7 protein-coding genes are annotated in these 21,305 nt (G+C 36.1%); 3 read left to right on the plus strand and 4 right to left on the minus strand.

Annotation, left to right across the window (positions count from 1 at the left end; all coding sequences use genetic code 11):
* The first annotated feature begins 507 nt into the window (after positions 1-507).
* Both DMB71_RS15010 and DMB71_RS15015 read left to right on the plus strand, forming a co-directional pair.
* Positions 508-7,479, plus strand: coding sequence for a leucine-rich repeat domain-containing protein (locus DMB71_RS15010; protein ID WP_239452986.1), 6,972 nt, complete (start codon positions 508-510; stop codon positions 7,477-7,479).
* A 35-nt stretch (positions 7,480-7,514) separates the two neighbouring features.
* Complete coding sequence (locus DMB71_RS15015) at positions 7,515-15,794, plus strand: carboxypeptidase-like regulatory domain-containing protein (RefSeq protein ID WP_111367444.1); 8,280 nt, start codon at positions 7,515-7,517, stop codon at positions 15,792-15,794.
* A 719-nt stretch (positions 15,795-16,513) separates the two neighbouring features.
* On the opposite strand, the gene DMB71_RS15020 is transcribed toward DMB71_RS15015, so the two are convergent.
* Positions 16,514-17,137 carry a response regulator gene (locus DMB71_RS15020; protein ID WP_111367402.1) on the minus strand — a complete coding sequence of 208 codons (624 nt, stop codon included), beginning with the start codon at positions 17,135-17,137 and terminating at the stop codon, positions 16,514-16,516.
* Positions 17,138-17,945: 808 nt separating this feature from the next.
* On the opposite strand from DMB71_RS15020, the gene DMB71_RS21980 reads away from it, so the two are divergent.
* The gene (locus tag DMB71_RS21980) at positions 17,946-18,110 is read left to right on the plus strand and encodes a hypothetical protein (RefSeq protein WP_162614832.1); all 165 of its coding nucleotides are present in this window, start codon (positions 17,946-17,948) and stop codon (positions 18,108-18,110) included.
* A 122-nt stretch (positions 18,111-18,232) separates the two neighbouring features.
* Here the strand turns inward: DMB71_RS21980 and DMB71_RS15030 are convergent, their stop codons facing one another.
* The 3 genes from DMB71_RS15030 to DMB71_RS15040 all read right to left on the minus strand — a co-directional run bounded on the left by DMB71_RS15030 (position 18,233) and on the right by DMB71_RS15040 (position 20,932).
* Positions 18,233-18,643, minus strand: a complete 411-nt coding sequence (locus DMB71_RS15030; RefSeq protein WP_111367405.1) for a hypothetical protein — start codon at positions 18,641-18,643, stop codon at positions 18,233-18,235.
* 488 nt (positions 18,644-19,131) lie between these two features.
* Positions 19,132-19,836, minus strand: a complete 705-nt coding sequence (locus DMB71_RS15035) for a LytR/AlgR family response regulator transcription factor (RefSeq protein WP_111367407.1) — start codon at positions 19,834-19,836, stop codon at positions 19,132-19,134.
* Between the two features lie 10 nt (positions 19,837-19,846).
* Positions 19,847-20,932, minus strand: a complete 1,086-nt coding sequence (locus DMB71_RS15040) for a sensor histidine kinase (RefSeq protein WP_111367408.1) — start codon at positions 20,930-20,932, stop codon at positions 19,847-19,849.
* Between the last annotated feature and the right edge of the window lie 373 nt (positions 20,933-21,305).

Genomic DNA, 21,305 nt, shown 5'->3' on the forward strand with positions numbered 1-21,305 from the left:
CATAAAAATAAAGGCAGACCCAAGGCTGTTTTTATTTTTTATAATGATTATCATGAAGTTTAAATGCCAATTGGCTTTAGATTTTTTCTATCCGCTATTCTGGCAGGCGATGGGAGAGCCAATTGCTTTAATATAGAAGATTATGGGGTCATGAAAACTATTGCACGGAGAATATCCGTGCATTATTCATTTTTTAAGCGCTTGTTTTTTCTTTAAAAATCGTTGGCCTCCCATTCTGATTGCGCAGTTCTGCAAAAAAAATACGCTTGTATTTTGCATTAAAATTCAGAAAAAACTTCCAAAAAAAAATGCTCAAAAATACTTCTTTTGCGTCATTCTATGTTACCTGTATTCAGGTAATTTATAGTTTTAAGTTGCTGATTGTCATTGTTTTGTTTCTTTTTTAATTCAGTCTGAAATAATAAAAGAAAAGTTTTTCCTACTTTTATACTGATTTTTTTTAACAAAAAGTATCTTCTTAATATACTGGCATATAAACACTAATCTATGGAGAGAAAACTACTTATGGGATTGCTATTTTTATTTGGCAGTCTTTCTTTATTATCGGCAAAAAACAGTGCTAATATTCCCATACCAGATTCAGAATATCAGGCTCTGGTAGATTTCTATAAAGCTACTGGAGAAGCCAACTGGACGAACAAGTGGAATACAAAAGAAAACAATCTGCATGAAGTGCCATGGTATGGTGTTACAGTTGAGAACGGACACGTTACAGCCATTAATCTTAATGGAACAAGCAATATTTCGGGCTCAATTCCAGCTTCTTTTGGAAATTTGAAATTTCTTAAAACACTTTCCATATACGGAGGCAATTATGCAAAAGATCTCAGCACAACTGATTTGAATGTTTTTTCCGAATTAGAAGCTCTAGAATCTCTAGATTTAAGATATGCCAAGCTAAAAGGCATAATTCCGGCATCGTGGGCTAAATTGAAAAAGCTTAAAACCCTTTATTTGAGCAACAATGCCATTACCGGTCTTTCTCCTGAATTTGGGCAGCTTGAAAGTCTTGTAACGGCCGAACTTTCTGACAACCAGATCACAGTTTTAATCAAAGAGCTGGAGAATTTAACGGCATTGAGAACCTTAAATCTAAGCAGCAACAAAATTGCTTCAATTTTAGCTCTATTGCCAAGTACGGTAAATCTCAGCCTGCATTATCAGGCAGTAAACATTGAAAATATTATTTATAAGGGAGTAGATTTAAAAATAGATAACCTGCCTAATATTGTTTCATACAATAGAACTAAAAATGATTTTTCTGCCAGAAGACAGTTTGCAGTCTATGTTCGCGGCAGTGAAATTGGCAATGCCGTTATGGCCGCTGACGGCAGTCTGACAATTCCTGCTGCCTATTTATCTTCTTTAAAGAATGGCGATGAAGCATATTTGTACCAGCAGTATGATTCTTCAAGCGGAAGCGTTTCTTATTACAGCAAGGTTTATTTCGCAAACATAAAAGTAAACCAGCCAGCTGTTTCCAATATAGAATATCAGGCATTAGTAGATTTTTACAATGCTATGGGAGGCAGCAGCTGGAACAATAAATGGGATATAAACGAAAATAATCTTAATGAAGGCGCATGGACGGGTTTAAGCATAGAAAATGGCCATGTTACGGGATTAAACCTTAATAATACATCTAATGTTTCCGGTTCAATTCCGGTTTCTTTCGGCAATTTAAAATACCTGAAAAATTTATCTCTTTATGCGGGGAATTATTCTAAAAACCTAACTGCAACTGATTTAAATGTTTTATCAGAACTGCAGTCTCTGGAAACATTAGATATGAGATACTGCCGAATACAAAATGCCATACCATCTTCATGGAGCAAGTTAAAAAAATTAAAAACGATTTATTTTTACAATAACTCAATTACCGGACTGCCTGAAGAATTGGGAGAAATGGAGAGCCTTGTTACTCTTGAAGCGCCATACAATCAGATAAAAGCCATACCAGCTTCTATTGGAAACCTTCAAAATCTGGTTACGCTCAATTTATCAGATAATCAGATTCAGATTATGACAAAAGAGCTGGAAAGTGTTTTAACATTAAAAACATTAAATCTTGCAAGCAACTATATTTCAAATGTTGCGGCATTGCTTGGCAGCTCGGTCAATTTGCAGCTTCATTATCAAAATATCAATGTTGAAGGAGCGGTTTACACAGGTTCCGATTTAACGGTTTCTAATCTGCCAAATACTGTTTATTACAACAGAAATCAGAATGATTTTTCTGCCAGAAGGCAATTCGGAGTCTATGTTGGAGGCAGTCAGATTGGAAATAATGTAACAGCAGCTGCAGACGGAAGCATCGTAATTCCTGCGGCTTATCTGGCTTCACTAAAAACAGGAGATTCGTTTTATTTATATCAGCAGTATGACTCTTCAACAGGAAGCGTCTCTTATTATTCAAAAGTTAATTTTGTAAATGTAAAAGTAGACCAGCCAAAAATCCCAGATTTAGAATATCAGGCTTTAGTGGATATTTACAATGCATTGGGCGGAGCACGCTGGAATAATCAATGGGATATTGCCGAGAATAATCTGCATGAAGGAGCTTGGTATGGCGTAAGCATAGAAAACGGGCACATCACCGGGCTTAGTTTTAATAATATTTCAAATGTTTCGGGAGCAGTTCCAGCTTCAATCTCCAACTTAAAATTCCTTAAAAATCTTTCGTTTTATGCAGGAAACTACAGTAAAGATTTAAGCGCAACAGATTTAAATGTTATTGGAGAATTAGAGTCCTTAGAGTTTTTAGATTTTAGATACAGCAAAATTAAAGGTGATATTCCTGCATCGTGGAGTAAATTAAAAAAACTAAAAACGCTTTATTTAGCATACAATGCTTTAACTGCACTGCCAGACAATATTGGAGCAATGGAAAGTTTGGTAACGCTTGAAGCTCAGAATAACCAAATAAAAGCGATTCCGACATCAATAGGAAATCTTCAAAATCTGGCTACACTGAATTTATCTGATAATAAAATTCCAGTTTTGGTAAAAGAGCTTGAAAATATAGCTTCTTTAAGAGCGCTAAATCTTTCTAGCAATACGGTTTCTGATGTTGCAGGATTGCTCAATGCTAATGTTAGCCTGCAGCTTCATTATCAAGCCATAAATATTGAAGGACTTGTGTATAGAGGTGCCGATGTGAAAATTGAAACTCTGCCGAATACTGTTCATTACAACAGAAACCAGAATAATTTTTCTGCAAGAAGACAGTTTGGCGTATATGTAGGAGGCAGTCAGATTGGCAGCAATATAACCGCAGCAGCTGATGGAAGCATTCTAATTCCGGCTTCTTATCTGGCCTCAATAAAAACAGGAGACAGTTTTTATTTGTATCAGCAGTATGATTCTTCAACAGGAAGCGTTTCATATTATTCAACTGTAAATTTTGTAAATGTAAAAGTAGATCAGCCAACAATTCCAGATGAAGAATATCAGGCTTTAGTTGATTTTTATACCGTTATGAACGGTACAAACTGGAATAATAAATGGAACGTTGCAGAAAATAATCTTCATGAAGGCGCCTGGTACGGAGTAAGTATTGAAAGCGGTCATATTACAGGTCTTAATTTAAACAATAACAGTTCGGTAAAAGGAGCAATTCCAGCTTCGATTAAGGATTTAAAATACCTTAAATCTCTTTCTCTTTATGGAGGCAGTTATTCCAAGGATTTAAGCGCGACAGATTTAGGTGTTTTATCAGAACTTGCCAATCTTGAATATTTGGATTTAAGATACACCAAAATCAAAGGCGATCTTCCGGCATCATGGAACAAACTTAAAAAAGTAAATACACTGTATTTAAGCAACAATGCACTTACGGCTCTGCCTGAAGATTTTGGCGGAATGGAAAGTTTAGTAACGGTAAATTTATCATCCAATCAAATAAAAACCATTCCGGCATCTACAGGGAATCTTTTAAAATTAGCCACTTTAAATCTTTCATATAATCAGATCGAAGTGCTTGTTAAAGATCTTGAAAAAAATGCGGCTTTACAAACTTTAAGCATTTCAAGCAATAAGCTCTCCACTATTCAGGCATTGCTGCCAAATCAAGTAAATATAGAATTAACATCACAAACCTTAAGTATTCCTAATTTTTTATATGAAGGAAATGACGTGAAAGTGAGCAATCTGCCAAACATTGTTCTTTACAACAGAGCTTCAAATGATTTTTCGGCACAAAGGCCGTTTAGATTGTTCTTAAAAGGAAATCAGGTTGGAAATAATTTAAGAGTTGCTTCAGATGGAACGATAACGGTTCCGGCTGATTACCTTTCGACTTTAAAAACTGGAGACGAATTGTATTTGTATCAGGATTATGAAGGAGGTTCTGCCACTTCTTATGATTCCAGGATTTATTTTGCCAATGTGAAAGTAGATCAGCCAAAAATTCCAGATGCAGAATATCAGGCTCTAGTTGATTTTCATAATGCTATGAATGGTGTGAACTGGAATAATAAATGGGTGACCACAGAGAATAATCTGCATGAAGGGGCTTGGTACGGAGTAAGCATTCAAAATGGACATATTACAGGTTTAAATCTTAATAATAATTCGAATGTTTCTGGGGCAATTCCAGCTTCGTTTGCCAATTTAAAGTACCTGAAAAATCTTTCTTTATACGGCGGAAGTTATACAAAAAACTTAAGCGCTGCAGATTTAAACATTATTTCAGGATTAGAATCTCTAGAGTCTTTAGATCTGAGATACACAAAGCTAAAAGGGGTGGTGCCATCTTCTTGGAATAAACTGCAGGCTTTAAAAACATTGTATTTAAGTTACAATAATATCGAAGATGCAGACGAATCTCTGGCTCGTTTGCCGCTTTTAAAAACAGTCGATTTTACTTATCAAGATATTACAATTCCAACTATCGAAGTGGGAGCAAACGAACTGGCAATTAATCTGCCAGTTTTATCAACGTTTTTATTTAATGCAAACGGAGGTGCTATTAATAACAAAAACCATTTTACACTTTATATTAATGGCGTAAATAAAGCGTCGAATTATTCTAACAGCGAAGGGAAATTAATATTTAAAGACATTGCTTTATTCGGAATTAAATTAACGGATAAAATCAGAATTGTTCAAAACGATGCAACAGCTCAGGGAACAGCAATTAATTATGCTCAGGTTGTTTTTGGAAAACCATTGGCGGATGAAGAATTCGAAATCCTGAAAAAAATCTATGCGAGTACAAACGGAGCGCAATGGACACAAAAATGGGATATTTCGCAAAACAAACTTCATGAAGTAAGCTGGTACGGAGTTGGAACAAAAGACGGGCATGTAGTTTCGTTGAGTTTATCTGCCAATAACTTATCGGGAACTCTCCCTGCCGAATTGTTTCATTTAACGTATTTGGAAACTTTAAACTTGCAGTCGAATGCGATTGAAGGATCGCTTCCATCTGATTTAGGAAGATTGACAAATCTGAAAACGCTTAATTTGCAATCCAATAAATTTCAGGGAGCACTTCCTGTTTTATCTGGAGCTTCAGGATTGAAAAAGTTTTCAATTGCCGGAAATGGATTCAAAGGAACAATTCCTGGACACTTAAATGATTTTGAAAATATCGAACAAATTGATCTTTCGAACAATGGTTTTGATGCTTTAGAAAGACCTTTTACCTACGATCTGGCCAAAGTGTATATTAATCTGAGAAGTCAAGTTATTGCAAAAGAGGAATATTTATATTTAAAAGGCGACGAAATTATAGTTGATCTTCCTGCCGTTACAACCTACAACGAAACAACACAGGATTATACAGGACAATACCAGTTTGAACTTCAGGCAAACAATTTCAAAATTTCTGAAGCGACAGCTGTAGGCAATACCATTACGTTTCCAAATATTTCTGTAGCAAGCGTTCCTGCAGGAGCTAAAATTGCTATCTGGCAGAAAAATGGAACTTCTCAAGGAACTTACATTCAGTTTAAAGGTATTGCAGACGGTTCTGAAACGCCATTAATTGCTGAAGAATATGATGCTTTAGTTGCCTTTTTCCAAAGTGCAGGCGGCAGTGGATGGAAAGAAGTTTGGGACACATCATCTAACAATCTTCATGAAAAGAAATGGAAAGGTGTTACAACAAATGATGGTCATGTGGTTTCAATCAATCTTCCTGATAATAATTTAAGTGGAAATATTAATGCAGAAATTGGAAAATTCAGCGAGCTGCAAAATCTGAATTTGGCTAAAAATAAATTGACTGGTGCGATTCCGGAAAGTTTGTCAAAAGTAAGCAAATTAAAAACAGTTGATCTTTCAGAAAATGAATTGACAGGAATCGATGCGGCATTTTTACAAGCGGTAAGCTTCAAGATTGATCGCCAAAAAGTAAATTTAGGAGAACTTCCATTAACGTTAAATGCCATTTTAAAAGATCAAAAAATAAACCATTACGATCATGCCAATTCTGTTTTTAATGCGACCCAATCCTACAACATTACTTTAAAGGACTATTTCCAGATGGTAACAGTTCCCGAGGAAGGCATTAAACTGACGAATATTTTCAGCGAATGGAATGTTCCAAACAACCAGACTTTAGAGTTGAGGCAAATTGCAGGATCTGCCAGAAATAGTGTTTTGACTTATACCATTACATATAGAGAAGGAGATTCTAATTTAGACGGAATTGTAAACATTCTGGATATTCAGTCGACTTTGAACTATACTTTAAGCCAAAAACCAAAATTCTTTAATTATGGTGCGGCCGATATCAATAAAGATAAGAATCTAAATGTACTTGATATTATTTCGCTGATTAATAAAATCCAGGCCGGAACTCTAGAAAATCCTGCAAGTACAAAACGTATGGCTGTTGTAAACAATGAAGATGTTGTTTTAAGCATTGAAGATAATATACTTTATATCAACAATCAATCGGCCTTGTCAGCAGCATTTGATATTCGTTTAAAAGGCGGCAGCAAAGCCGAGATAAAAGAACTTCTTTCAGGCCTAGGTTATACAGTTTCAGTGGCTGAACGTGAAGGTGAAATCAGTATTGTAGGTTTTTCTATGGGCAAATCACTTTCAAGTAAACAAGCAATCGCTTCTGTATCGTCTAAAACATCGATCGTTTCTGCTATGATTTCTAATGCAGATGCCCAAGCATTGAGTTACAAAATATCTGGAACTTTAGGAGTTGGAGATATTGATGGGGAAAACCTTGCGAGATTAGGGAATTATCCTAATCCATTTACTGATAAAACGATAATTCAGTATTATTTACCTGAAAATGCAGACAAAGCGACTTTAAAAGTTTTTGATGCAGCAGGAAGAACTATTTACGTAGAATCAGGTCTTGATGCATCAAAAGGAAATCATGAATTTACTTTCCAACGGAGAAATCTTGCTTCAGGGATTTACTTCTACAGTATCGAAGTGCAAAATGGAGCAAAACCTGTCGTTTTTAAAGGAAAAATGTTAATACAATAAACTTCACCATAATGATATCTAACGAATTGAAAACAATGAAAATAAAGCCTGTTTTGGTCTTTATATTCCTATTTCTGGCAATGTTTGCACAAGCCCAGAATAGTTTAAAAGTATTAAATGCATCAGCGGGACCAGGCGAAAAATCAAAAATTTTAATTGATTTGGCTAATGCTGATGAAGTTGTTGGAGCTGAATTTACGCTTACCGTTCCGCAGGGATTGATCGTAAGCGAAAAAGAAAGTAAAATTATTGAAAGCCGTAAAGGCGACCATGCAATTTATGTCAACATCGAAAAGAATAATCCGCGCAATTATCACTTTATTCTTCTTTCGCTTACAAGCACTTCATTTAAAGGAAACAATGGTGCCTTATTAGAAATTCCTATCGAAATCCCGCTAAATTATACTTCGGGGCAAATACACAATTTAGACTTAAGTGGTGTTGTTTTAAGTTCTAAAAATGCTGTTGATATCGGTTCAAACCATCTGAACGGAAAATTGACTATTGCCGCAGCGCAATATCCTGATTTGACAATTTCAGGAATTTCGGTAAATGAATCTAAAATTATTCCTGAAGGAAAAATAAACGTTTCGTGGTTAGTTGATAATACTGGAGACCGAATCGCTTCTGGCGGATGGATTGAACAGATTAGCATTGTTTCTGATCAGACAGGTTTAGAATACAATCTTGGAACAGTTTCATATAATGAAGATTTAGACAAACAAAAATCAATAAGCCGAAATGCAGCATTCAATCTTCCTAAAGTTTTAGGTATTGAAGGCAATGTAAAAGTTAGAATCAATATTATTGCTAATACAGCCGTAAAAGAACCAGAATCTTTAAGAAATAATAATAAAGTTACTGCAGCAAGTTCTGTTTTACTCGAAAAACGTTTGTACTTAACCTTAGACAAGAAAAGTATCGATGAGAATTCAAATGAAGCGATTAGAGGAACGCTGACACAAAGCGGTGACAGAAATACCGATAAAACCTATAATTTAACAGCTTCTTTAGCTTCGCAGCTTCAGTTTGATTCATCTGTAAAAATTGCAAAAGATCAGTCTTCTGTGGTTTTTTACATCAAGCCGATTGATAATACGGAGAATGATGGGAACAGAACAGTTTCATTGTCAATTGAAGGGAATGATTATCCAGTTGTTTCAGAAAATATCGAAATTATAGATAATGAATTTTCAACCATTAAGCTGACGCCATCAAAAGTTGCTGCAACAGATGGTGAAATGATTGCTGTTGCTTTAGAAACGGATTTTGCCAAAACAAAAGATATAAAATTTACAATTACTGCAGACCAGAGTTCACGTTGGACTGTTCCTACAGAAGTTACGCTTCCAGCGGGAAGTAAAACGACTTCATTTACTGTAATTGTAAAAAACAATAAAGTTCCTGAGCAGACCCTAACAGGAAAATTAACGCTTAGAGCCGAAGGTTTTCAAGCAGGAATTGCAGAAGTAATTTTAAAAAGTTCAAATGTTCCAGCTTTTGAAATGGAGATTGCACCGCAGACTATTTCAAAAGGCGATGGAGTTTACGCTACTTATGCGACATTAAAGAGAATCAATAAATCGGAAATAGGCACATCTATGCGCTTAAAATCCAGCATTGCCAATGCTTTGATTTTGCCAGATGTTATTGATTTTCCTGCCAATGTAAATTCGAAGAAATTTAATATTGGAGCGGTAAACAACGGAATTGTAGATGGTACAAAAGTGGTAAGCGTAACAGCAGATGTTTATTTGCCATCTTGTAACTGCACCATTCCTGCGGCCGACGGAAGCAGTGCCAGCAAAGATATTACCATTTTGGACAGTAACGGACCGGCTTTAATTGTAAAGGCAAATCCAGGAACTGTTAAGGCAGGAGTTCAAAAATCGGCAAAAATCACGATTTCTAGAAATACAGTTGATACCTCTAATGCCATTTTAGCAAGACTGTCATCAGATTCGCCTACAATTGTTTCAATCCCCACAGAAGTTTCAATTCCGGTTGGACAGCAAAGTGTTGAGGTAGAGATTAATACTATTATTGATCCTTTAAAAACAGGAGATCAAACCATACGAATTCAGGCAGAAGCAGATACTTTCAGCTCTGGATTTGCTTGGATTTTGGTTACAGATCAGAACAAGCCTGATGCTGTTGTGGATTCAGTTAAAACTGTAGCAGAAGCGAATGGAGAGGATACAATAGAAGTAACAGCTTCTATCACAAATCAAGGTTTCGCCGTATTGGCAAAAGGTTCAAAAATAGAATATTTTCTATCTAAAGATAAATCAACTCAAAATGCAATTCCTGTATTTGCCTCTCAGCTTGACAGTGATATTGGGGCAGGAAAAAAACTGGATCTTGTAAAATCAATTAAACTGCCTCAGCAGGCAGGTGATTATTATTTGGTTGCAGCTGTAAATTTAGATCAAAAAATAAACGAATTATCGCACACCAATAATCAGGCTTATTCGGCTATAAAATTACTCTCTAGTTATAGTGCTACAAGTACGGTTGCAAAAACGGTCTATAAATCTGGAGAAGTTGTTGCAATTACAGGATCGGCCAAAATGGCAAACAATTCTCATGCTATAAATAAAGAAGTAGAAATTATTGTTGCGGCTGGAAGTTTTACACGCTCTTTTAAAGTAAAAACAAACGCTTCAGGAAATTTTGCTTACGATTTTGAACCCTTACAGGCAGAAAGTGGGCATTATACCGTAAGTGCGGGATATCCAGGAACAAAAAATGCAGTTCAGGCAGAATTTGATATTGTTGGTTTTGAATGGACAAACAAACCGTCTGATTATTTAAAGTGGGAAGTGGTGACCAAAGTTCCGTATAAAGGTGAATTTGTCTTAAAAAATAACAGCAAAACGCCTTTAAACAATATTAAAATTGAATTGCCGGCAGATGCAGGCTTCACTATACAAACAGATCCTTTGACGTTGGCATCTGGACAAGAAGCGGTTTTAAGCTATACGATATTGGCAGAAACGGCATCGGCAGAACAAAAATATTATGAAATCAATTTTAACATAGTATCAAGCGAAGGAGCAAAACTGCCTGTCTTAGCCTATTATCATGCTAAAGCGCAAACACCCAAATTGGCAGCAAATCCAGTAAGCATCAATACTACGATGATTAAAGGAAGCTCTCGTTTTTATGAACTTACAATTTCTAATACAGGAGCAATAGACGCCGAAAACGTAAAAGTGGACGTTCCAAATCTGGAATGGATGAAACTAAAAAGTGCAGCTGTTATTGATAAAATTGCGCCAAATGAATCTGCAAAAGTGATTTTGGAATTGGTGCCGACAGATAAGCAGCAATTAAATGTCCCTTTAACAGGAAACTTGGCTTTAAATCCTTCAAATGGTGGAGGAGTAGGCATTCCTTTTAAAATAGAAACCGTTTCGGAAGCGACAGGTTCTCTGTTAGTTGATGTTGTTGACGAATATACATACAATACAGAAAAAGCACCTCATGTAAAAGGTGCTAAAGTAACAGTTCGCCATCCGTTTTCAGGTGCCGTTTTAGCAGAAGGGTTTACAGATGAAAATGGGTTATTTAATTCGCCTCAAATTCCGGAAGGATATTATACGGTAACGGTAACGGCAGACAAGCATTCTTCTTACCAGAGTAATCTATTGGTTGATCCGGGTAAAGTAACGGCACAAAGAGTATTTATTTCGTATCAGGCAGTAAGCTACGAATGGGTTGTAAAACCAACAGAAATTGCAGACGAATACCAATCTGATTTAGTGGTTAAATTCGAAACAAATGTGCCAAAACCGGTAATTGTTATCGATATCGACAATCCTGTTCTAGATTTAAAAGCGGGCGAAAGCAGGATGAGCTATGCAACTGTTACAAATCATGGTCTGATAGCGCTGTCTAATGTCACTTTCAATGTAGACAGTCAGGGGGATTATAGATTTAAGCTAATGATAGATAAGCTGGATGTTTTAAGTGCAAAATCTAGTGTTATTGTTCCCATATTAATTACAAGGCCGGTTTCAAGCGGAAGAAGCGCAGCGGCTGCGGCAGCGGCAGCTGGGCAAAATTGCAGCTATAATTTAATTACTAGGGGAACCTATATTTGTGAAACTGCTCAGGATTTAGCCGCATTTAAGCCTTATTATATATTAACATGTTCTACTCCAAGCAATCCTGTTGTAGGAGGAATTCCAAATTTTAACGGAGGCGGCTTTGGAGGACTGATTCCTATAGGGACTGCTATTGGAAACATTGTTACAGGGCTTCCTGATTTTTGCGATCCATGTTTCCTAAAAACTGTAAAAAGAGTTCTTACATGCGGAAAAACAATATATGATGTTTATAAATGTGTTGCATCGGTAATTGCTGCAGCGGAAACTGCAGGACTGGCAATACCGCTTGCAGGTTACCAATGCTACAAAGCTGTAAAATCTGTTGTTAAATGCTATAAAGCTTACAAGGAATCAATCGAGACATGTGATGATGGAGGCACTACCAGTAAAAGGTCATCAGGAAACTCTGTTATTGATGAGATAAATGGCAATATGGCAGAATATGAAAAGTTTTTGGAAGCGTATGAAAATTCGATGCTAGAATTGTTTGGAACGATTGATCCTGATCAGGAAGCTTACGGAGCATTTGCTCAGTACGTCATCCCAATAATAGAAAAACAGTCTAAGCTCGCTCAAAATGATATTGACGATTTGAATGCTATAGTTTCCGGAAAAGGAATTTCTCAGCAGCAGATTGCAACATTTTCTGCGAGATGGAACAATACTGTTGATGCTTGGGCAGAAGGAGTCTATACTCCAAATGCATCTTATCCTGATATAGTGGATAGAACTAAACTTAATCAGTATGCAGCTGAAATTTTACTTGTTGAGAAGTATGCAAAATCAAAAGGTTATGTGAGTTCAACTGACATGATTGAAAAATCATTGGCAGGACTCGATCAATATGTTGCAGAAAAATCACAGTCTAGCTCTGTTTGTGCTACAGTAACAGTTAAATTCTCTCAAAAAATAACAATGACAAGAGAAGCGTTTGAGGGCACTTTAACAATTAATAACGGAAGTGATGCCAATACGATTAAAGATTTAAATTTAGATCTAGTCATTAAAGATGAATCTGGAAATGATATGACGCATCTGTTCCAGATCAATAAAGACGCGTTCCTAAATGGAACTGGAACAGTTAACGCTAAAAGTAGCCAATCGGGAACAGTAATTTTTATTCCTACTAAAGATGCGGCGCCAACTGTACCAAAATCATATTCTTTTGGAGGAACTTTATCGTATTTAGATCCCAATACAGGCGACAGGGTGACGGTGCAATTATATCCAGTGGCTTTAGAAGTAAACCCAAGTCCAGATTTGGTCATGCATTATTTCATGCAGAGAGATATTTTGGGGGATGATCCGCTTACAGATAAAATAGAGCCGACTGTTCCGGCAGAAATGGCTTTATTAATTAAAAATGAAGGATACGGAGTCGCTAAAAATGTTCAGGTAGAATCTGTTCAGCCTGAAATTATAGAAAACAAAAAAGGCCTATTAATCGATTTTGAAATTATAGGAAGCAACTTTAACAACGAACCGAAACAATTAGGTTTGTTGAATGTTGATTTTGGAAATATAGAGCCTAAAAAATCGGCACTTGGACAATGGTGGTTTACCAGTACTTTGTTAGGACATTTTGTTGAATACGATCTTAAAATTAAACATTTAAGCAGCTATGGCAATAAAAACCTAAGTTTGATAAAAGCATCGTATGCTCACGAATTAATTAAGAGCGTAAAAGCATACGGGGCAGGTCAGGATAATATCAACGATTTCTTAGTAAATGATGTAGTCGATTTGAATGATACTCCAGATGCTATTTATTATTCAAACGGAGATAGCGATGAAGTGTATAAAGTAGCAGCAGGAACGGTTTCGAATATTATTTCTACAAGTCAGCTTATAACGACTTTAACCATGGATTCGTCTAAAACAGGATGGAACTACGGTAACACAGCTGATCCGGGAGCAGATAAGTACAAACTGGAAAGAGTAGTCAGAATCAGCGATAATCTGCAGCTGCCGATAGAAAACTTCTGGCAAACGCATGTAACGCTGAGAGACGGGCTTGAGCCAAAGTATGAAAACAGACTTCATTTCCTTGATAAAATTTCAGGATTAGAAAAATACACTTTGTATTACAGTGTCATCAATACCAACGTTCCAAAAGTAGTTTCTTTTGAAAGTTTGCCTTCAACAACCACAAAACCAGTAGAATCTGTTCAGGTAAACTTTAATAAAGCAATTAACCCAAGCACATTTACAGCGCAGAATGTCAGTTTGATCCATCAGGGAACAAAAATTCCATTTAGTGACGGTTTTATTGGCAAGGTAAACGATTCGACTTATGTTTTAAATATCAAAACATTATCACTCGCTTCCGGATATTATGAATTGGCGGTTCAATGTGCCGGAATAAAAGATTTGGAAGGAAGCGAAGGAAATGAAGGAAAAAGCATTTCATGGGTTCAGATAATAGGCGAACTTGGAATTGTTCAGTTTAAAACAGATCAAATAGAAGCACAGGCTGTAAATAGTGTCGAAATTGCATTTAACAAACCTGTAAAACCTGTTCAGTTTACAAAAGATAAACTGACTCTAAACGGGAAACCGCTGGAGAATGTTTCTATTGTTACCGATGATAATTTAAAATATACTATTGTTGGATTAAACGAGTACAACAAAGAAAATGGCCAATATGAGCTGGCAGTCGATCTTCCTTCAATAAAAGCAGAAGACAACACTTTTGGGTTGATTGTGCAGACCCAAAAATGGAAAGTAGATAGCAGTATTCCAGAAATTGATGCCTTTACTCCTAAATATCAGGGAGCAGCACACAGCCAGAACGTAACGGATGTTGCTGTAACTTTAACTAAACCAATAAGCAGTTTTGAGAAAAACTGGGTTACACTTTACAAAGGCAGCGTTAATTTAAATGCAAATCTAAATGTTACCAGACAAGACGATTTACATTATTTAATTTCTGGTTTAGGAGAATACACACAGGCCGAAGGCGGTTATAAAATTATAGTAGACCAAACTGGCTTTAAAGATTTTTCTGGCAATTTTGGTACAGGAAATTCAAGCACAATGTGGGAAGTGAAGTTTGGAAAACCTTCTGCACCTTCCAATATGCGTATTACGCCAGACAGAGGATCATCGGCTTCAGATAATATCACTTCTGGCAATGATCTATCGATTGCCCTAACCACTACCGGAAACAATCAAACTATCGAGTTGTATGCTGTAACGCCAACCGGAAGAAGTTTGGCAAGCAGACAAAAACAGGAAACGGCAAAAGAAATTTTAATTCCGATAAAAGGATATTTTGGGAAAAATACTTTTGAAGCGGTAGTTCTCGATGAGTTTGGAAACTCAAGCGATGTAAGCAAAATAGATGTTTATATTGACATTATAGATCTTAATTGTACAGTTACTCCGTTGAGCGGTGCAAATAATAATTGTTTTGAAACAGATATTTTGAAAGTTGAGTTTGCCGATGAAATTATGGCTTCGTCATTGACTAAAAATGATATTATTGTAAAGTCGGGCGGAATTGCAGTTTCTAACGAAAACATAACTTTAACTAAAGTTTCGGATAAAGAATTTGAAATTGGAAATATAGAAAAGTTTGCAGGAGATCATACTTTCGGAGTTGATTTAACAAAACTGAATAAAAAATCAAGCGGTCTGCAAGGAAAAGGAATTGTCTCTGTTAATGTTGAAACTGATGTAAATAATACAGCAGCAATTACTGGTGACATACTTATTACCGATGATAATACAACAGTTACGTATACAGCTACAGCGTCTATGCAACTTTATACATGGAATGTTACAGGTGGAGAAATTATAGAGCAAAATAACAATATGGTCACCATTAAATGGACAGAAAAAGGAAATCAGACACTTTCTCTGAATTATATAACTCAGGAATCATGCAGTAAAACAACAGCATTGGAAATAAAAGTGGATGCATCGCTGTCTGTAGAAAATCCGATTTCAGAGAAAAAAGGTTTCTTCATTTCCCCAATTCCAAATAATGGAAACTTTACTTTGCATCTAACTGGCGATCAGGGAACTTTTGATCTGATTATTTTTGATGCCGGCGGTAAAGCGGTTTACAGACAATCTAAGTTGGAAATCGATGGCGTTTTCAGCAAAGAAATAAAAACACATTTGAGAGCCTCGGGAGTTTATTTCTTAATGCTGCGAAATGCAGTTTCGATTTATAAAACGAAGTTTTTAATCAAATAGAGAAGAAAAAGGATAATGGATCAGGTGCGCTAGCGGTTAATTAATGCATCTGGCATCCATAGATCTAGATGATTTATACCTGATATCGCATGAAATAAAAAACAGCCTTTGGGCTGTTTTTTTATTCTATAATTTTTTTTTCAGGCTCCATGCGAGTTACTTTAGATTATTTCTATTCTTGATTTGGCCAGGGATAATGTGGATCAGAGAATTTCTTTTATTTAATTCATCGATTATTAAGCGGTTAGTTAGTTAGTTAGTTAGTTAATTATGTGTTTTCTTTTCTTGCAGATTGATTTTAATTTTTGTTTTGTTTCTGGCCGGCGGGTGTGGGGTTTGGTTAAAATGGAAGGGTATTTTAAAGAGGATGGAGTGTCATCCTGTTCGATTTTTGATGATAGATAAGCCGGAAGTATTATGAAAGTATTCTCCCCGCGGTATGCTTATGGCTCTTTCTCCTTTAAAAAAGAAAAAGCTTCAGATTTCTTTGAAGCTTTTTATGCATTTATTTTTTTGTATAAAATTCATAGTTTATTTCAGCAGTGTTGGATGTTTTTTCAAATTTATTTTTTTTAGTTTTCATGCTTTCTATTTTGAAAATATTTATGCTTTATAGGAATATGTCTTGAGTATAGGCTACTTTTTCCTTTTTCCTAATACCCACAGATGTTCCTGCATTCCATATAACCTTCTTTCTTTATTTCAACCCGATTTCGATCTTACATAATCCTGTACTTAACCGCAAGATTTATGACTGCCATCATGCTTGCCGCATCAAATTTTTCAATCAGATTTTTGCGATGGCTTTCAACAGTATGCGGGCTAATGAATAGTTTTTTTGCAATTTGTCCAGTTGTAAATCCCTTGCTCACCAATTTCATTATTTCTTGTTCTCTGCGGGTAATGCGTGGTATTTCTGAAAGGGAGAGATTGGTACTATCATGCATTAGCGCTTTAGTTTTGCTGCACAAGTATTTATGGCCTTTTATTGAGGTTTGTATAGCCAAAATGATCTCCCTGATGGATGAAGTTTTGAGCACATACGCATTGGCTCCATTTTTAAGGATGTTTTTGATAATTGCAGACTCATTGTGAAAGCTAAGCACAATAATGCGTCGCTCGGTGCTTTTTTTCCTGATTTGACGGCATAATTCTGCACCATCCATATCGGGCAGGTCGATGTCTAGCAAAACTACTTGGGGTGCCAATTTTTCTATACTTTCCATGCCCGAATATCCAGTGTTGCAACAGGCTAGTACTTTCATGTCATCTCTGGTGTCAATAAGACTTTTTATACCATGTAACACAATAGGCTGATCGTCTATAGCAATGATATTAATCATTTGATTGATTGATTGATTGATTGATTGATTGATTGATTGATAAAATTCATGGATGTATTCAAATAAAATTGGGCTTTATTCTGTCCATAATCATTTCAATAGCTGCCAGTAAACTGGAAAAACGGCAAATGCAATATAATGGAGCCTTGAAGCGAATAAAATATTTTTTTTGCAGTCTCTCACAGACTATATGCCGTTAGATCGCAATCTATGCTTTTAATTTTTTTCTTAATTAAAGACGCATTTCCCATTCGCATGGTATTTCATCACTTGTTTCTTACGGGAAGAAATATAAGTTTGCCCTCATTGTTTTAGCTATGCGAAGGATGCTGAAATTTTTAATCTTAAAAGAAATTTCCAGGGGGTTTTTGATCGTCATATTATGAAAAATTCCGCATCTAAGGAATAGTTTGGCTGACAGTGCGAATGTTTCCATTTTGGTTACGTTTATAATTTAATCCAAAATTCCTTTTTAATTTCTTTTAAAATTTGCTTGCATGACATATAGGCTGTTATGATAGATAAACATACTGATGCAGGCTGTCAATTGTGCTTGTGCCTGTTTTTTTCTTGCTGGTGCCTTTTTTTTGCGTGTTTGTCGACTATTGTTTTGCGGTTGGTTAACTTTTGTTCATGGCATAACATCGCAGGATGCTATTGTTAAAATTACAGGAGATAGTCCTGCTTTACTTGAAAGCATTGCCCATGATTGGACTTTCTGTTCTTTTATAAGCAGCAATATTGTAATGGAGCATAAAGCAATAGAAGTGCAGTGTTTATTGTGCAGTAAATCAATTAATTTAATGTTATGATTTTCAAGTGGCATGCTGCTGTAGCGACTATTCAGGGCAGTGCATATGGGAAAATGGATCAAAAAAAGATCAGTTGCCGCCTTGGCTTTATTTTTTCAGCGGAAATGTTTTCAGATCTTAGGGAAGCAGAAGATATGGGGATGGCAGAATGGATTGAATAGTCAGAGCTGCTGGAGAAGAAAATTGAAATTTACATTTCAATTTTGAGAAGCAAATGCAGATAGTTAGAATTTTTGCTGAAAAAGACCTATAGGCTTTATTGATCCTATAGGTCTTGCCTGTCTTAACGCCAAACGTAAGATACAATGTCGCTAAAGGAACTGTCTTCAGAATTTGATGTTGCAGTTTTTGAACCTACGAGCATTCCGTCTACATATACTTCGGTTTTTACTCCGCCAGGGCCAAAGCCCCCGAAAAGTATTGTCGCATCATCGTATGCCTTTACAGTGCGGGTAATCTTTTTTGAATAAGGCAGGGGTATGTTTTGCATTCTTTCGGTGCCGCCGCTTTCATTCGTATAGCTGACTTCTACGTCAGTGGGTGTGCCTGAAGCCACCATACACTTATATTCAATGGTCGCTTTTTTCGGATATGATCCTGAATTTTCGCCATTATTGTCATCTTTGCTGCAAGAGGCAAAAGCTAAAATCATTAAAGAGACAAATGCAGAGAATAAAACAAGTTTTGTTTTCATAATGTAGGATTTAAAAAATTAATTACAAGATATTTTTAATTATGTATGTCAAAATTACATTCCATATCAGAAAAAATGCATCCCTGAAAACAGGGATAATTGCTCGCGTTTAAAGATTGGACAATGAGTTATTTTGGGCAGAAGAGAGAAAGAACAGTTCGTTTCATGCGATAGTATAGGCTGGAAAAAGTCAAAACAAGCTATTGGAGAATCTCTATAGATTGCAGCCATCTTTTCAAGCAGTGCATTAAAGTTTGTGCGCGGCAATAAAAATATACTAGATTTACTCGAAATGCTTTATTATTTAAGGGGCAGAGGATTTAGTGCTATAAATTATGCTGATATGCAGAAAGAGGTTAAGATATGGGAGCTGCTCCAAAAAAAATAACTCTGCGCTCAGAAAAATGTAATGGCAGAGTTTGGAAAAGTCATCAGTCACCTTTTATCCCGCCCTTCTTTTTATTTATTTGCAAAACATTTTCTGATAGCTATGAATTTTTCAATACTTTGAAAACATATTCTTTATAGCTTGCCCCAATAGGAATTTCGATTGCTCCAATTTCAATGTCGTAAGAAGTAAAAGCTGTGATGTTTTTCAAGTTAATGATATATGAGCGGTGCACCCTAAGGAAATCTTTTTCCTGAAGCTCCATTTCCAGATCACTGATCTTGTATTTTGCTGTAAGTTTAGCGCCTTCCTTCTGATGGACTACAATGTAATCTTTGACGCTTTCTACAAACAGAATAGCATCCGTATTCACCTTATGGAATTTAGATCCGTTTCGGATATAGATAAAATTTTCCAGAGCAGGAGCGATAATCTTATTGTTAGCAGGCCCGCTGATGCGCAGATAGCGATCAGTGGCTTTAAAAAAACGGTCAAAAGTAATGGGTTTGAGCAGATAATCTACAGTGTCAAGTTCATAGCTCTCCAATGCATATTCCCGATAGGCTGTTGTAAAAATAATGGAAGGCGGATTTTTTAGTGTTTTTAAAAAATCGATTCCTGTTATTTGAGGCATTTTAATGTCTAAAAACATAAGGTCGACTGGGGTTGTCCTGAGGATCTCTGCTGCTTTTAAAGCATTTGGGCATGTGCCTACAATTTCAAAATAATCTAACTTGCTGATATGGTTTTGCAGCAGGTTTATCGCTAGAGGCTCATCATCGACTAATAAACATCGTATTTTCATCCTTTTTTGTTTAGTTGTTGCCGTTTTGGAGGTTAATTGTTAAATGGGCTGTAAAATACCTCTTGCTCTTTATAGTTTTAAAAGTATGGCTTTTCGGGTAAATTTTGTTCAATTGCTGAACGATATTGTTCAGTCCGATTTTACTGCTTTCAGATTCGATTTCACTTTTTTCAATTGAGTTTTTCACTGTAAAAGCAAATTGATTGTCTGCCACTTCTAGGTCAATGAGGATTATGGGGGAATTTCCGGTGTCTTCTCCAGGGCCATGCTTAAAAGCATTTTCAACCAGTGAAAGCAAAATTAAAGGAGCAATCATGCCGTTGCGGTCTATATCAGTATTGAAAATTACGCTAAGGCCTTCATCGTACCTCAATTTTTCAAGCGAAATGTAATTATTAAGCAGCGTGACCTCTTGGGAAATGGGCACATAGGTGCTGCTGCATCGATACAGGATGCAATCTAATATCTCAGACAAAATTGCAATTGATTGCGATGTAATGGGAGAATTGACAAGCGAAAGCGAATAGATATTGTTTAGCGTATTAAACAAAAAATGCGGGTTTAGCTGGGCCTTCAGAATTTTTAATTCCGTTTCGGCCTTCTCTTTTTCCAATAGCAATGTTTTTTTTTGGGCCAGATAGTGGCTCTTAACCTGTTTTGCAAAAACAAAAAATAAAGAAGTAAAGAAAGATTGGATAAAATAAGATCGAAACAGCTTTGAAACATCAGTGAAAATTTCGAAAAGGGATTCCTGTGTAAAGGGAGTAGTACGCACAAGAAATTCTAGGACATACACTACCATTACACGGTTAAGGGCCATTAAAAGATAGCTGCAGGCAATAAATTCCAGCCATACCATAATATGTTTTCGGCCTATTATCAAACGCGGCAAAGTGCGATAAGAAATAAGATAGGCCAGGAGAATTGCAAAGAAAAGATCAAATACGATTCCCAACATTTCTTTTCGAAGGTTTAAAGAAATATAATCAAAATTATTCTTGCCAAGAAGCATGATATAGAGGCAAAGCCAAAACACAAGATGCGTTTTGATACGATGGGCTGAAGTGTAGCTGATAAGTTTCTCGAATGGCGACATAATTGGCCAAAATTAGCATTTATTTGGAAAAGGAAACAGATTGTCGACAGACAGGACCAAAAAAGATATAAATGCGCAAAAAACGATTATCAATATAGTCTGCTTCCCTTATATGGTTATTTGCAGGGCCTAGAGAACTGTATGTCATCTGTCTTATTTTGGCGGGCAATTAAAGAGGAGTTGTGGCAAGAATTGTAACGCAGATCAAAAATGAAAAAGCTCTTCCTGCTCTTCTTTCCTTTTTTTTTCTTCAGGAAATAGCGCAGGCCTTCTTTCTTTCTTTCTTTCTTTCTTTCTTTCTTTCTTTCTTAGTTAGTTAGTTAGTTAGTTAGTTAGTTAGTTAGTTAGTTAGTTAGTTAGTTAGTTAGTTAGT

It is taken from the genome of Flavobacterium tistrianum (genome assembly GCF_003254545.1).
Taxonomy (GTDB): Bacteria; Bacteroidota; Bacteroidia; order Flavobacteriales; family Flavobacteriaceae; genus Flavobacterium; species Flavobacterium tistrianum.

Bases quoted from the DNA above. Each gene is read 5' to 3' on its own strand.
- DMB71_RS15010 (WP_239452986.1), top strand. From the start codon at position 508: ATGGAGAGAAAACTACTTATGGGATTGCTATTTTTATTTGGCAGTCTT.
- DMB71_RS15015 (WP_111367444.1), top strand. From the start codon at position 7,515: ATGAAAATAAAGCCTGTTTTGGTCTTTATATTCCTATTTCTGGCAATG.
- DMB71_RS15020 (WP_111367402.1), bottom strand. From the start codon at position 17,137: ATGATTAATATCATTGCTATAGACGATCAGCCTATTGTGTTACATGGT.
- DMB71_RS21980 (WP_162614832.1), top strand. From the start codon at position 17,946: ATGATTTTCAAGTGGCATGCTGCTGTAGCGACTATTCAGGGCAGTGCA.
- DMB71_RS15030 (WP_111367405.1), bottom strand. From the start codon at position 18,643: ATGAAAACAAAACTTGTTTTATTCTCTGCATTTGTCTCTTTAATGATT.
- DMB71_RS15035 (WP_111367407.1), bottom strand. From the start codon at position 19,836: ATGAAAATACGATGTTTATTAGTCGATGATGAGCCTCTAGCGATAAAC.
- DMB71_RS15040 (WP_111367408.1), bottom strand. From the start codon at position 20,932: ATGTCGCCATTCGAGAAACTTATCAGCTACACTTCAGCCCATCGTATC.